The sequence below is a fragment of the Fulvivirga maritima genome (assembly GCF_021389955.1).
GTDB lineage: Bacteria > Bacteroidota > Bacteroidia > Cytophagales > Cyclobacteriaceae > Fulvivirga > Fulvivirga maritima.
The window spans coordinates 5,636,937-5,651,864 of record NZ_CP089980.1 but is presented as its reverse complement, the minus strand read 5'-3'; the positions used below and the strand labels follow the sequence as shown (position 1 = coordinate 5,651,864).

The following is a 14,928-nucleotide window of genomic DNA, read 5'->3' as shown; positions in this document are numbered from 1 at the left end:
ACAACAGAAATATAAATTAGTCCCAGAATTTTTCCGCTACATAGTTGTTTCCTTCCATTTCCCAGGCTTCTCCATTTACAAATCGAAATTCATAGTCTAATTGGTCTATTTCTGCCATATCTGCCTGAGAGAGTTTAATTAACGAAGCGTCATAATTTTGCTTTATACGTTCTTTATTGGTCGATTTTGGAATAACCCCAGTGCCTCTGGTTAATGCCCAGGCTAATAATATTTGAGCTGGAGTACAGCGGTGATTTTCTGCAATAGTTTTTATTATGCTATGCTCCATAAGTATAGGCTCATTATCTTTCTTCATTCTGTCAGGTCTGTCACCAGATCCTAAGGGGGAGTAAGCCGTTACATTGATGCGGTGAGTCATGCAGAAGTCAAATAGTTCTTGCTGAGGCAGAAAAGGGTGCATTTCTACCTGATTGAGCTCAGGAGCTATTTTACAATCGTTTATTATGTTTTTTATTTTGCTAATATTAAAATTAGATACTCCAATGTGTGTGGCTAATCCCGCTCTTTGGGCTTCTTGCATGCCTTCCCAGGTCTCTGTTAAGGGAACTGTTTGCAGGCTTAAAAAAAATCATCTGATGAGGTAGGGTATTCGGTGCCTTTTTTCAGAGCTACCGGCCAGTGGATAAGGTATAAGTCTACATACTGTAGTTTTAAATCAGACAGGCTGCTTTCCAGAGCAGGAATTACGTCTTCTTTTCTATGACTATCATTCCATAATTTTGAAGTGACCCATAATTCATTTCTAGAAATAATACCTTCTTCAATAGCTTGCTTTATTCCTGCTCCTACTTCAGGCTCGTTACCATAAATAGGAGCGCAGTCTATATGTCTATAACCTGTCTTTATTGCTTCATAAACCGCCATTTTTACTTTGCCTGGTTCAGACTTCCACGTACCTAAACCTAATGCCGGCATCTGATCTCCGTTTTTAAATGCTAAAGTATTCATATTAAAATGGTTTAATTTTGAATTGCTTTATTAATAAAACGAGAGATGCTTATGAAATGTTATTAAACTCCTGAACCATAAGTAGAAACGATCGTTTTAATCAAGATACGGTTGTTTTAATAATGTAATAGATGAAAAAAATAATGATATGCAGATAGGGATGTATGTAATGGCGGTGGTGTATATAGGTGCGGGCATATTTCACTTTGTAAAACCAAAGATGTATAGAAATATTATTCCACCTTATTTCCCTAAAAAACTCTTGCTGGTATATTTAAGTGGAGTGGCAGAAATAGCGTTTGGAGCAGGACTCTTATTGGATGAAACAAGAGCGATATCTGCCTGGCTAATTATTCTGATGTTATTGGCTTTTATGCCTGTGCATATATATATGCTGCAATCGGAGAAGTTTAAACACTTGCCTCGATGGATTCTGATCATAAGGCTTCCATTGCAGCTTATTTTAATGTATTGGGCCTTTTTATATACTTAGTTAACTCGAGTTAACTTTTATCTTCTGAATTTTTCTTCCCAATAACTGGCTTCCTGAGCGAGCTTTATTTTACTCTTATTGTTTTTAGATTTTAGAGAACTATGAGTTTCTCCTTGAGAGGTGAGGTGGTAGCAGTCACAGTGTTCACACTTATAAAAATTAACAGGGCCACTATTTTTAGAATGGTTAAATCTAACATGAGATCCTAGTAATGCATCTTCAGCCTGCTCCGGGGTATCATAACATCTTTTCTTAGAAATGCAGTCCATTTTTTTATTAGTTTTGCTCTTTTTTATAACAAAATCTTTTAAATGAGGTTAACAATTAATAATGTAAGATTAAAAAGTTACCTCAAATACAGTAAATGAACACTGAATCCTCAAAGTTACCGATTTATGGTGCATTGGTTGCCAATTTATTAATTGCAATTACAAAATTTATAGCGGCTGGTTTCACTGGCAGCTCAGCTATGATTTCTGAAGGTATCCACTCTGTAGTAGATACAGGAAATCAACTTTTAATATTGCTAGGACTAAGCAATAGTAAAAAGCCCGCAGATAAACAACACCCCTTTGGCTATGGTAAGGAATTATACTTTTGGTCTCTTATAGTAGCTATCTTATTATTTGCGATAGGTGGTGGTATGTCTTTATATGAGGGTATTCACCATTTGGGGCAGCCTACAGAGCAATCAGATCCTACCTGGAACTATGCCGTATTAGGTATGGCTTTTCTGTTTGAAGGTACCTCCTGGGTAATAGCAATGAAGAATTTCCTGAAAAAGAAGTCTAAATTCAACTTTTTCACCAGGCTTAGAAACAGTAAAGATCCTTCCATATTTGTTATTATAATGGAAGATTCAGCAGCGTTATTAGGTATTGTAGTGGCATTTCTAGGTGTGTATTTAGGGCATACTTACCAAAATCCTATGTTTGATGGTATTGCTTCCATTATCATTGGTGTGATATTATCACTAGTAGCAATATTTTTAGTGTCAGAAAGTAAGGGGCTTCTGGTAGGAGAGGCGGCTAGTGCCATGACAATAGAAAGTGTGAGAAACATTTTTGAGCAAAATGCGGGAGTAGTGAGTATAGAAGAGCCTTTAACTATGCACTTTGGGCCTGCTGAGGTGTTGCTGGCAGTAAATGTACAGTTTAGCAAAGACCTTTCTGCAGAACGGATAGAATTATGTGTGGATGAGCTGGAAAAGCAGATTAAAACCAAGCACCCGGAAATAAGAAGAATTTTTATAGAAGCTGAATCTATCAGCAGAAAAGGAGAAAAGGCCTAATTCAGGCCTAATGCACGATTTTATGAAAGGCTAACCGGATTATTCATCCAGTTGGCCTTCATCATATTTGAGCTTTTCTATTAAATCTCCATTTTGGTCATACACGCGCCAGGTGCCGTCTTTTTTTGTCATCTCTGTATCTGCCTTTAAATTGCATTTCGCCATTTTCGAAATAGCTTTCAAAGCGCCCATGCTTCCAGCCGTTTTTAATACTGATGATGTATTTGGGCTTTCCATTGTCATATTTCTCCACATATTCATCACCGGAAAGGTCAGGAATCACTATTCTGTCGATTTCTTTAAGCACGGAGGTATACCTTCTTTCCCAGGGTAATTCCTTTTCAGGGATTCGCTGGATTGTAGCTTGGTAGGGCTGCGGACTAGGTTGAGATGTTTTGCCATCTACCAGTAGTAGCGAAGGATCTGTAAAGCTGGCGTTGAATGTAGTTTTAAAGACATTACCATCTTCAGGAGTCAGTTGCAAGCTTAAACGAGAGAAGCATTTTATGTATTCTTCGTTTTTCTTCATGCTTTTCCACTCTTGTATTTCCATGAGAGGTTTCAGGTCGTTAAATATCTCTACCATATTCACATAAGCGTAAACAGAGCTTTTTTCGCTGAGTTGGTCATAGTGATCTCTGAAATTATCATCGTAATACAATGTATGCTCTTCTTCTTTAGCGTCTATAATGTTTTTGATTGTTTGTGGGTGGTTAGAAAAAATCACCCAATCATCTACAATACTGTAATATGGTTTATCAAACTTGTCAAACAGCTTGCCCAGAAACACTTTAAAGAATCCTTTCATAGCCATATACCTTATGGAGTATCCTTTATAATTTATGCTTCTTATTTTTATAGGTGTTCTTTTTTTAATTTGTTCTCTGATGGTATTAAGACCTTTACCGGCTTCTTCAGGATCTTTCGTTTTTATGAGCATAGCGTATTCCTGAAATCCTATCTTGCTGCTCGGTGCTGTTTGTAGCATGACCACCTCATTATCTACCCAGTTAACAAAAGTCTCATTGAGATCGATTTTTAGAAATTTTTCAGTCAGGTCTTTATTTTCAGTGTAGCTTTCCTTTTGTTCCGGATTGCTGTTAAGGGCTCCTTCAAGATTTTCTACAAACTCAGGAAAACCTTTAAAGCCTAGAGATACAAAATAAGGAGAAGCAGTAGGCACTATTTTAAGAAAATCATGTGAGCCATTACCAGAGGTGTATAAGGCTTTTAGGTATGAGTTTACGGTATCATTTACATTAGTATATCCTTTAAAAGAAATACCATTGTTTTTGACATTGCCTTTAAAACCGCTGTACCTGAGAGATTGCTTTAGCATGTCCATACCAGCATTTTCTAAAGCAAACTGCCCCAGATAATCCATAAAGCTTCTATAATTGATGTATACTCTGATCATACCGCCATAACCCACTTCATTGGTTACTTCGCTCAGGTATATATCTTCCGGCTGTGGCTCTACATATTGATTGATGATTTGCTCGATAGGGTTAGAGCCCATACTCATCACCAAAAGGTTTTCTAAAAAGCAAATGTGAATAGTTTGCTTATAATAGCTATCATAAATTTGAGTAACATCTGTGCCTTTGTACTTTCTGTAGGTTACTTTATAGCTGTCATCTAATATCTGTTGGAGGTAAAACTGCACACTTTTTAGGCGTGATACCCGTGAAAGATCCATTACGTAAGCATAATCATAAGTATTCTGTACAGGCAGAGCTGCAATGAGTAGTTCTTTATTGCCCACATAATCAAGCCAGTCGTTTTCTTGTACTAATGAGTCCATATAATTGGCATAATCTGTAATTAGGGCAAATTCTGGGTTGGTCTTCAGGTGTGACCAAACCTGGCTGCTGCTAATGTCATTCCAGCTGTTTACGGGCTGATCGCTAGCCATAACAAAGGCTGCGTTAGAAGGAATAACATTCATGGCTTTTAGCCTGTAAACGGGAGACCAATAAAGATAATAGAATAATGAACCTGCTACTATGAGCAGAATAATTGCTATGATTATTTTTTTCATACTGCCAATATGGAGAATCTAAATATATTAGACCTATTAACGGCCAATAAATTCAGATATTACAAAAAAAGCCTGAAGTAAATCCAGGCTTTTTCATAGTTTTTAAGGTATTTTAATCATTTTTGATCGGATTACCTGCTTTATCGAATCTCATAGGTTCTCTTCCTGTAACATCTACATCATAGTAGGTGGCATTGTCAGCGGTCTCTATTCTGTTTACACTTTTAACGCTTGACCTTTTATAGTCTGAAAGGTTGCTCTTTAATGCAGAGGGTATGTTCTCCATAGTAATAGTTTCTGAAGTTTGAACCCACTGGCCGTTATTATCAAACTGAGTGGTGAGTTCTCTTCCCCTGGTAATCAAAACTACCTTGATAGTATCCATCGGTTGTAGATTGCCAATCTATGTTATCATAATCTACTCCTCTGTATCTGGAGTTGATAGATGAACGCATTCTGTTGTTTTGCTTCTCTTGTATAGGGTTATTAGTCTGAGCCCATGCAGAGGAAAGAATACCGATGTATAATAGAGTGCTTAATATAAATTTATATGGTTTCATAAGTTAGTTGGTTAGTTTAACATAACTTATAAAACACAAAAATGATGAAAGAAGGGCTCAGGCTATAATTATGTTTTTAACCTTGTTTTTGGTTAAAAGACTGGGGTGTTTTATTCAATACATGAGGAATATTATCTCTTAATGGTCATATGCACCATTAAGCCAGGCCCAGAATCTTTTTATAGGATTGGAGTGTTTTTCCACTGTTTTCTTTTTGCGTGAAGCTGCAGAGCTAGTTTTGGTTGATTTCTTTTTTGTGGAAGATTGAGAAAGCTTGTTCTTTATATTTTCTTCGTAGTATTTTTTCTTTTTCTCCTTCAGTTTTTTTTCCTTAAACTTCTTCTTTCTTAGCTCTTCTCGTTCCTGCCGTTTTTGTTTTTGCTCATAGCTTTCTGGTTGCTTCCGTCTTTTGCCTTTTCTGTTATTGCTTTTATAAGGTCTTCTATGTGTTTTTTCTCTTTCCTGAGTTTCTTTTTCGTCGGTTGGGGTTTCTTCTTTTTTTAGGTTTTGGCTCTGGTAGATCTATTTTACCTAGTACTTTAATGCCTTCTAGTTTTACTTTTTTAGCTCTGATAACCGTTACTTCGGGCTTCTCAGCTTCTGTTTCCGAGTCTTCAATAACCTGAGAAGGTGGGGTAGGTGTATCTTGAGTTACTGCTAGAGGTTCTTCGATGTTATTAGGTTCTGATGCTTCACTTTCTTGAGGAGTGGTGGTGGGTAATATTTCCTCTTCTACTTCTGGGGTTTCGGTATTAGTTACAGCAGGTAAATCTTCTTTAGGTTGATCGGAGTTTTCTTCAGCAGTTGGGGCCCAATGCTCATGGATGAGCGGTAAGGCTTCATCAGGTACTTTGGAATTACCATGAAGCTTCATTTCTATATTTTGCGATAAAAGAAAATCTACAATCTCCTGCTGTGATTTACCCAGCTGGCGTGCGAGCTGCATCAATCTCATACGTATTCAATTTTTTGAAACAAAAATATAACCTTTATTCATTCAATGCTATCCATTATTAAATAAATTCTTAAGTTTTGTTTAAAAAAAGTCAAGTAATTAGCAATTATAAGGCTGTATTGTTGTGTTTTTCATTACAAAACAGGGCTGTGATTAAACTATTGATATTGCAGCTTAAATGTTGAGCATTAAAAAAGGCTCCGGAAAATGAATTTCTCAGAGCCTGCTTCCTTGTTTCAGGTATTATTGTTTCATCAATAGTTCCTACTGTATAGTTTTACATCTTTAATAATGCTCTTGCTGAAAGCATAAGATAAGCCTTTATTAATAAATGAACGAGATGGCTCATTAGCAAAAAATGAGGCCGAATTCGGAACCTGTAATCCCCAAGAGCCAGAAGGCTGAAGAGTACCAGGAAGAATCAGAGCTACATGTCCTAAGCCATTACTACTAAGGTAAACCGCTACTACCGCTTTTTTATCATTAGCCTTGTCTTGTGCCTTTTGCAAGGCATCTTGGCTGTAGGCAGGTCCCAGTTCACTCCATGAGCTGTTATTGCTTAAAAAATCATGGATTTCAGAAACGGGCATATACTCACTGTTCGCTTTGCTGTAAAAATCATTTACCTTGTATACGGTAGTTAATGACTGGCCTATATACTGATGGCAGTCATTGCTTTGATTTTCACAATCGCGAAAGGCCGTAAGTGCCTCTTCTAAATCGGAATTCCAATTAGTGTTAATTTGTTGAGAGAAAGCCACAGACGAGAATAGAACAAAGAATAAGATAAATAAAAAATTGCCTTTCATTTTCATCGACATCATATGTTAAAGACATAAATTAAGTTACAAAAATATTATTGGTAGTTTATACTCTCTTTTAGAATATATTGACATGGTTTTTTAGGTTGAATGTACTAAATTTTGATAAATGATTGGTTTACAATTAGATCTGTTATTTCAATATTATGATCAGCTATATATCCATAAATGTTGTAGGTGGTAACTTTTGTTGAATATGAAAATGTAATAGAATTATGGCGCTATTCTTTGATTATTATTCTGTCTTCTTATAATAATATAAAGTGAGGTGACATTTTTTAGCAATCTCCTTTGCACCAGCATCTATCTCTTTTGCTGAAAAATGAATTTGTCTTTAATTAAAATTTAAAATTGCTTAACTAGCTCTCAACTAGATTATTTAGAAGAGAATAGCGGGTTACATAGCTGTGTCTTTTAAGATTAATCTAAGATTAAATAATAGCTGGTATAGTAACTTTTTTCAACATGCGAATCATCATTCTGAGCTTTTTAGCACTGTGCATTAATTTTTCATTTTCTTATGCAGGCAAGGAAAAATGTAAATTAAAATATTTAGAAGGCGATTGGTACGGAGAGTTTAGTAATTACACCGGTCCCTCTTTACTTATGCGCATGAGCATTACTGAAACTAAAGGGTGTGAAGTGAAAGGTGAATTTTTGTGGTCAGACTATTATAATACCAAAACGGTGTTTTCAGGATCTGTGGATGAGGGGTATTTGATCATAAAAGAAGATAGAATAGAGCAGGGTAGGTACCTAAGCATTAGCACTAATTCTTATAGGTTTAAAATACAGCCAGGAGATACTATAATAGGCACTTCATATCATGATGAGGAAGAAATAGCATCTTTTAAGATTATTAGAGCAGCGGCGCTCAGTGCCAGTCAGCTGGCTTCATTTGAACGAAGGTGCCAGGCTAATAAAGAGAAATATGGCGTAGCCACTATAGGAGATAATGCAGATATCTCTTTAGCTGAAATAGTTGAAAAGCAGCAGGAATTTATGAGTACTATTGAGGTTGGGTTTTCATCTAAATACACCGGTACTATCAGTTATGGAAAGGTAGATTTACCCATGGTATCTTATTTTGTGCCAGGGGGCTATTCTTATATGGAGATGACTTTTCAGGGTATGAAATTAATAAATGCTCAAAATCCTGATTATTCCTGGACATTTGATTCTTCTGATAAGGAAATAATTAAGCACCCAGTAGATACAGTATTGTTAGGAGAGGCAAGTAACAACATGGGTTTAATACAAAATGCTTTTCTAGATTGCCTTGATAATGGATATAAGGCAGGTGCTTTAAAAGATGCTGATTTGGATGGGAAGGCGGCATATAGAATTAAGTTGGTAAGCCCTGATGGTAAGGATGTGCAGGTTTATTACTTTGATAAGGATACCTTTTATCTTATAAGAGAGGAGAAAGGTTTTGGCTTAACCGTTTATCTTGAGCATAAGGTGTTTGGCGGTGTGCCCATGTGTACTCATAGTATAGATTACAGTGCTATAGAAGATACCAGAACATTGGTGTTAGAAACTATGGAAAAAGATCCTGAAGTTAACATGGAGTTGTTTTATATACCAGAGGATTTTGACGGTAAGATCATAGAAGGAGTGGAAGAGCTATCTCCAACTAATTTAGCAAATCAGGAGTTTGAAGCTGGAAATTATGAAAGAGCTATTGAGTTATATAGTAAAGCCATAGAGTTCAATTCTTATGATGACTTTTTGTATTATCAGCGAGGGGTGTGTCGTTATAACCTTGGCAAATATTATCCTGCTATCGGTGATCTGGAGCGTGCAATAGAGCTTAATCCTGATGAGGCAGATTATCTTAACTATCGTGGCTTGTGTAAATACGCACTTGGAGATTATAATCAGGCTAATGAAGATTTTAAATACGCCACCGAACTAGACAGCACCTTTGCTCGAGCTTATTACAACAGGGCCTATACTCAGTTCTCTTTAAGGCAGAGTGACAGTGCATTGTTTAACTTGAATAAGGCGATAGAGTATAATCCGGAAAATCCTAATTACTACCATGACAGGGCTGTTTTAATGCTTCAGAAAAATGAAAGCACAGAAGCTATTAATAATTATATGATGGCCTTAAACTTAGGATATGAAGATCATGCTGCATTAAAAAATAAACTGGGAGTTGCTTACTTTCAGATGGATGCCTATGATTCTGCAGGGCATTATTTTGAGCAGGCACTGCAAGATGACCCTAAGAATTTTCAATATCAGAAAAACCTGGCCAATTCATTTTTCTATAAAGGAGAGTATGATCAAGGATTAAAACAGTTTAAGATAGCTCAAAAGCTTAATGCTGAGGATGATGAATTGATCAATAATATGGGGTTATGTTATTACTATATGGAAGATTATGATCAGGCAGTAGCTTGTTATAACAAAGCCATAGAAATTAATAAAAGGAATCCCAGCTATTATTCTAACCTGGCCTTTGCGTATTCTGGTTTGTACAAATATCAGGAGGCTATAGGAAGCCTGACTTCTAGTTTAGAATATTATGCTGAAGCTCCGGGAGTATATGTGGAGCGCGGCAAGCTTTATAAGCTTCAAAATGATCGGTTTGCTGCGTGCCAGGATTTTAAAAAGGCCGCTGATTTAGGATTAGATGAAGCTCAGCAATTGCTAGATCAAAATTGTGATTTTTGAAGATAAATCGCTCCAAAGTGACCTTTATTTACATTTCTTCAGGAATTATAACATTTTTTAACACTACTTATTTTTGCCAGATTCTCTGAAAGCGTAACATTACACCATGCTCAAGGAAACAAAAATGATTGGCTTCCAAAGGGCTATCTTAGTTGTAAAGATATGTTTTAGTTTGATCTTGTTGTGTGAATGCAACAGTTGTTAAATTGGTTTTGAGAAACAAGGCAAATCAGCTCACTCTCTTTATTTAATATAGGAACAAAGGAATGTTTAGTTTTAAGTAATGATCAGTGACGCAAAAGAGGATAAAGAGGGTGGCTGAGCGCTTTGCTTTTTCGCATCATGTTTAGGTAAAATGAAGTTTTCTTTTCATCAACTTCATGGCAGAAGATACTGATTTTAAGAAGGTAATAATTTATAATCAGTTTAGTTATTGGCTAATACTTAGTTGAAAACAGTAGATTACGAATGTCTTGTAAGGGATAAATCTTCTGACTAATGTATCTTCTGCTTTACTTGTAATCTCTTCTTAATGATTTCTTTATTCTGTATTGAAATTCATCCATAGTATCGGTTATAATAAGGCACACCACTACCAAGGCTAGAACTGAGAATAGTTCAGGCTGGAAGGTAAATCAGTAATGGTAATTAAGTCTAAAAGCTGGTTTTGAAGACGATCAATCAAAGTTTTCAAAGTTGAAATACTCAGAAATGATGTGCCTTGAAAGAGGCTTTTCTATATAAGCGATTACGTCAGGAAATTTACCAGCTCTGTCTCTTTCCTTTTTCTAATAGAGGTGGTAAACATCATTATTTTAGTGGTGCCTTTAAAAATGCTGCTATCATACCAGCTAAGGAATTCAAATCCGTTCATTAGTGGCATGTTAATGTCTAGCAGCACGTACTTAGGCATTTTATTAGTATTCTTTTTTAAATAGTCAATAGCTTCCATACCATTGGCCACAGCAGTAATATTAACATCTTTTCGATGTGCTTTTATAGCTTGACTGGCTACATAATTACTGGTATCATCGTCATCAATAATCAAAATATTATTATAATCCATCATAGTCTCCCTATTGGTTCTCCACATTTATAATTCTATACAAGAAAACAATAATTTTTATATTTTACTATACACATAAATACGTAATTCTATATTTAGAATTAATACGTATAACTGGTATTTTATTTATTTTTTATTTAAATATATTTTAAATTTAGTTCCTTTGCCTTCTTCACTTGATACATCTATTTTTCCTCCGTATTTTTCTATGATTGACTTGGTGATATGCAGTCCTATACCTTTGCCTTCTACATCTAAATGGAAGCGTTGAAACAGACCGAATAATTTGTTGCCATAGTTTTTAAGGTCTATTCCACGGCCATTATCGCTCACTGTAATACAGCAATAGTTATCTTCTAAGCTACTGGTCACCTCAATTTTGGGAGCTACACCTGGTTTACTATATTTTATGGCATTAGTAATCAGATTTTGACATATATTATGCAAGTGTACTGATGGGAAGTATACGGTTTTGCAAGCACGGGTATCAATTTTTACTTTTGCATTATTAGCCTTAATTTCTTCTTCTATATCTTGCGTTACTTCTTTTAGTAGATCTTCTAGTACTACTTCTTCTTTTTGAAGGTTAAGGTTTTTCTTTACAGCAATTACCTCATTAAGTGTAGAGATGGTTTTTTTCATGCGGCTCACCGCATTTTTTAACTTTGTGAAAACATCCACGCCATTTTTAGTTACACATTCTTCTTCTTCCAGAATGTTAATGAGTGAGTCAAGGTTAGTAATAGGCGCCTTGAGGTCATGCGATGCCAGGTAGGCAAACTGTTCTAGTTCTATATTACTTCTTTCAAGCTCCTGGGCTTTGTATTTAAGCTGATTTTCGATTTTCTTAAGCTCATTGACATCTACAAAAGTGAATACAACACCTTTGATTTCCTTTTTAGAAGTAACATAGGGCAGGGCTTGCATCAGGTAAACTTCACCGCTTTTAGTTATTACTTCCTCTTCTTTAGCGGTGAAATTGGTAAGTATGTCATTAGCTGCTCCTACCAGGTTAAACTCATCAAAATCATTACTGAAGTCGCCAACAAATCGGCCAATATCACTATTATTCAGCTTTACCAAGTCGGTAATGGCATTAGTAAATCGCTTGATATTTAAATCATTATCTAAGAAAAGTGTGGCGATTTGGGTACTTTGTAGAAAGTTTTTCAAGTCATCGTTGAGCTCGGTCATTTCAATAAGTTTATTCTCAAACTCATTATTAACTGTATAAAGCTCTTCGTTTACACTTTGGAGTTCCTCATTACTACTTTGGAGCTCTTCATTAGCTGCCATGAGCTCTTCATTAGTGGCCTGTAGTTCTTCGTTGGACGTTTCTAGCTCTTCTATGGTAGATTGTAAGTACTCTTTGGTCTCTTTTAGTTCCTCTTCAAGCCTGCGTATGTGAGCGTCTTTTTCTTTAGAAAGATCTGTTTTAAGATGCTGTCCTGATGTAGGTATAGGTGCAACATTACTTTCAAGCAGCTCCTGAAAGCAAATGATGATATAAGTATTTTTACTATTAGGCTCAATATAGGGCTTAGCTATTATTTTAATTGACCGTTTTTCATCATTAACATTAAACTCTATCAGTGGAGAGATAAACTTTTTCTTTTGTGATTTCACTTTAGAAATGGCATTACTGATGCTTACATAGATTTGCTCATCTACCATTTTTAATACATTAAGAGTGAGCTGTTTTTTAGGTAGTTTTATATAACGATCTATGTCACCCGCCACATGTACTACATCCAGGTTTTCATTAATGAAAACAGTAGGAGGTACCATATCTTCTAGCAGTGCATCTTTGAAATTAGATACTATTTTACTTTCATTAAAAGTTCTGGGTAAAGCACTCTTAGAAGGCTCCAAATTAGGCTTTTTGCTTTTTTCAAATGGGTTGAGCCTATGCACATCTATAATGCGCGTAGTCATGCAGTTTTTATAAATTTTATACTTCTTGCTTACCTCTTCAAAGGCATTAGAAAGCATGCCGGGAGTTTCACTACTGCCAAGAAAAAGGAAGCTATTGGCATTAAGAGAAAAGTGGATGTAAGTAAGGATTTTTTCCTGTAAAGGGGGCTCAATATAAATAAGTAGGTTTCTACAGCAAGCCAGGTCTATATTATTGAAAGGAGGGTCTTTTGAGATATCATGGCGCGCGAAAATAACCATTTGCCTTAGCTCTTTCTTAACATGGTAAGTGTCATTTACCTTAGTGAAATACTTAAGAAGTAAATGCTTGGGGATTTCCTCAATAATGGTTTCAGGGTATACACCTTTACTGGCCTTATCTATCGCTCTTTGATCAATATCAGTAGCGAATATTTTTATAGCAGGTGTTTTGAGCTGCTTATGAAACTGCTCTTTAATGAGCATAGCTAAGGAGTATACTTCCTGACCGGTGGAGCAGCCAACTACCCATATTCTGATCTCCTTATCTTTAACATCTTTTACTAATTGGTAAAGAACATTTTTATCTAACTCTTCAAAGGCTTTATTATCTCTGAAGAAGCCAGTAACGCCAATCAGAATATCATTTCCCAATAAATCAATTTCTTCCGGGTAGTCATTGAGGTATTTAAGGTATAGTTCTTTGCTTAGGATGTTTCTTATGCTCATCCTGCGTTCTACACGGCGAATGACAGTGGCTTTTTTATAAAGTCTGAAATCAAGTCTGGTTTTTTGATGGAGCAGGGTGAGTATTTGATTGAGGATGTCACCCTTTTCATTTTCATGATCGATACTCAAGTGTTTAAGCTCTTGTATATACGGATGCTTTACGTATTGAATGATAGCATCTGGCATGCGGCTCGGGTGCATGATGAAATCTACCAGGCCTGTAGCTATGGCACTTTTGGGCATGTTATCAAAGGCAGCCGTATTGGGATCTTGTACCATGACCATACCGCCGTTTTCTTTGACTGATTCTATACCCAGGGTGCCATCACTACCCGTACCCGAAAGTATAACCCCAATGGCTCTTTCTTTTTGATCTTCAGCAAGTGATTTTAGGAAGTTGTTAATAGGCAGGTTGAGTGATTTTGGGTTTCCCCGAGCCTCCAGATACAGTCTGCCATTATTAATGAATATATTGTTATCTGGTGGTAAGGTATAGATGCAGTTTTTCTCTACCGCCATATCATTAGTAACCTTGGCTATTTTTATTTTGGTATGTTTAGCCAATAGTTCAGGCATCATAGATTTATAATCAGGAGATAGGTGCTGCACCAGTACAAAACTTAAGCCCGGATTATCAGGCACCTTATCAAAAAAAGCATTGATGGCTTCTAAACCTCCAGCTGAAGCACCAATGCAAACTACATTAAGTTTAGCTGGTTTTTTAGGAGTGCTTTTTCTTTGCTTTTATTTCCCCTTGATTATTTTCAGTGGCTTTAGTTGGTTGGGAGTTTTCTTTACTTTGCTGAGACATCATTCTTTAATTTTGGCTGTTTGAATCGTCTTCATTTTTGCTGAAATCTTCTTGCAATTGACGTAGATCGGTCAGTGTTTTATTCAGTTCTATTGAAATGTCAATTGGAGGATTCTGACTATGCATAAACTCTTCTATTCGGTTTAATGCATCAATATTTTTCTCTATTCGTTTGTGTATTCTTTTGCTTACCCACTCCAGCCTTTTGCTGTACCATCGGCCCTTTTCATCCAATACGTCTTTTATTACATCGTTAAGTTTATTTAAGTTAGATTTCAGCACTAATCCTGATGCACCACTAAGAATAGTTTCAGCAGCTATTTCTTCGCCAATGGTACCAGTCACAAATATGAATGGAATATCAGGGTACTCAGTAGAAGTAATACTAAGCGCTTCTAAGCCCGTCATTTCTGGTAGGCTGTAGTCTGCTAATATTATATCTGGGCTAAAATGCCTCAGGTTATGGGTAAAATCATTTCTGGTCATGGTAACTTCAGCTTCGATGGTTAAACCGGTTTTTTCCAACTCATCAAGCATAAGTTCAGCGTCTTCAGGTGAATCTTCTAAGATGAGCACCCTCATGTTTTTGAATTTATCAAATGCGTTCAGTCTCATTT

General features: G+C 36.1%; 14 protein-coding genes. 3 read left to right on the top strand and 11 right to left on the bottom strand.

What is annotated here, in order from left to right:
• Nucleotides 1–16: 16 nt before the first annotated feature.
• Nucleotides 17–541 carry an aldo/keto reductase gene (locus LVD15_RS27200; protein ID WP_306416777.1) on the bottom strand — a complete coding sequence of 175 codons (525 nt, stop codon included), beginning with the start codon at nucleotides 539–541 and terminating at the stop codon, nucleotides 17–19.
• 38 nt (nucleotides 542–579) lie between these two features.
• Nucleotides 580–969: an aldo/keto reductase gene (locus LVD15_RS27195; protein ID WP_306416776.1), complete on the bottom strand. Its 390-nt coding sequence runs from the start codon at nucleotides 967–969 to the stop codon at nucleotides 580–582.
• Nucleotides 970–1,117: 148 nt separating this feature from the next.
• Here LVD15_RS27195 and LVD15_RS23725 point away from each other — a divergent pair, with 148 nt between their 5' ends.
• Nucleotides 1,118–1,462, top strand: coding sequence for a DoxX family protein (locus tag LVD15_RS23725; RefSeq protein ID WP_233777665.1), 345 nt, complete (start codon nucleotides 1,118–1,120; stop codon nucleotides 1,460–1,462).
• Between the two features lie 17 nt (nucleotides 1,463–1,479).
• Here LVD15_RS23725 and LVD15_RS23720 read toward each other — a convergent pair whose 3' ends face one another.
• Nucleotides 1,480–1,731: a hypothetical protein gene (locus LVD15_RS23720; protein ID WP_233777664.1), complete on the bottom strand. Its 252-nt coding sequence runs from the start codon at nucleotides 1,729–1,731 to the stop codon at nucleotides 1,480–1,482.
• 95 nt (nucleotides 1,732–1,826) lie between these two features.
• On the opposite strand from LVD15_RS23720, the gene LVD15_RS23715 reads away from it, so the two are divergent.
• The gene (locus LVD15_RS23715) at nucleotides 1,827–2,753 is read left to right on the top strand and encodes a cation diffusion facilitator family transporter (protein WP_233777663.1); all 927 of its coding nucleotides are present in this window, start codon (nucleotides 1,827–1,829) and stop codon (nucleotides 2,751–2,753) included.
• A 97-nt stretch (nucleotides 2,754–2,850) separates the two neighbouring features.
• Here LVD15_RS23715 and LVD15_RS23710 read toward each other — a convergent pair whose 3' ends face one another.
• From LVD15_RS23710 to LVD15_RS23690, 5 genes are all read right to left on the bottom strand, one after another.
• On the bottom strand, nucleotides 2,851–4,794 hold the full coding sequence (locus LVD15_RS23710; RefSeq protein ID WP_233777662.1) for a DUF3352 domain-containing protein: 1,944 nt from the start codon (nucleotides 4,792–4,794) through the stop codon (nucleotides 2,851–2,853).
• Between the two features lie 112 nt (nucleotides 4,795–4,906).
• Complete coding sequence (locus tag LVD15_RS23705) at nucleotides 4,907–5,179, bottom strand: PepSY-like domain-containing protein (RefSeq protein ID WP_233777661.1); 273 nt, start codon at nucleotides 5,177–5,179, stop codon at nucleotides 4,907–4,909.
• The gene (locus LVD15_RS23700) at nucleotides 5,121–5,354 is read right to left on the bottom strand and encodes a hypothetical protein (protein ID WP_233777660.1); all 234 of its coding nucleotides are present in this window, start codon (nucleotides 5,352–5,354) and stop codon (nucleotides 5,121–5,123) included. Before LVD15_RS23700 ends, LVD15_RS23705 begins: the two co-directional genes overlap by 59 nt.
• A 442-nt stretch (nucleotides 5,355–5,796) precedes the next feature.
• Nucleotides 5,797–6,309, bottom strand: coding sequence for a hypothetical protein (locus tag LVD15_RS23695; protein ID WP_233777659.1), 513 nt, complete (start codon nucleotides 6,307–6,309; stop codon nucleotides 5,797–5,799).
• Nucleotides 6,310–6,563: 254 nt separating this feature from the next.
• The gene (locus LVD15_RS23690) at nucleotides 6,564–7,133 is read right to left on the bottom strand and encodes a hypothetical protein (RefSeq protein WP_233777658.1); all 570 of its coding nucleotides are present in this window, start codon (nucleotides 7,131–7,133) and stop codon (nucleotides 6,564–6,566) included.
• Between the two features lie 462 nt (nucleotides 7,134–7,595).
• Here LVD15_RS23690 and LVD15_RS23685 point away from each other — a divergent pair, with 462 nt between their 5' ends.
• Nucleotides 7,596–9,812 carry a tetratricopeptide repeat protein gene (locus LVD15_RS23685; protein ID WP_233777657.1) on the top strand — a complete coding sequence of 739 codons (2,217 nt, stop codon included), beginning with the start codon at nucleotides 7,596–7,598 and terminating at the stop codon, nucleotides 9,810–9,812.
• Between the two features lie 748 nt (nucleotides 9,813–10,560).
• On the opposite strand, the gene LVD15_RS23680 is transcribed toward LVD15_RS23685, so the two are convergent.
• The 3 genes from LVD15_RS23680 to LVD15_RS23670 all read right to left on the bottom strand — a co-directional run bounded on the left by LVD15_RS23680 (nucleotide 10,561) and on the right by LVD15_RS23670 (nucleotide 14,926).
• Complete coding sequence (locus LVD15_RS23680; protein WP_233777656.1) at nucleotides 10,561–10,905, bottom strand: response regulator; 345 nt, start codon at nucleotides 10,903–10,905, stop codon at nucleotides 10,561–10,563.
• Nucleotides 10,906–11,004: 99 nt separating this feature from the next.
• Nucleotides 11,005–14,193, bottom strand: coding sequence for a CheR family methyltransferase (locus tag LVD15_RS23675; protein ID WP_370687435.1), 3,189 nt, complete (start codon nucleotides 14,191–14,193; stop codon nucleotides 11,005–11,007).
• Nucleotides 14,194–14,317: 124 nt separating this feature from the next.
• The gene (locus LVD15_RS23670; RefSeq protein WP_233777654.1) at nucleotides 14,318–14,926 is read right to left on the bottom strand and encodes a response regulator; all 609 of its coding nucleotides are present in this window, start codon (nucleotides 14,924–14,926) and stop codon (nucleotides 14,318–14,320) included.
• Nucleotides 14,927–14,928: the final 2 nt, after the last annotated feature.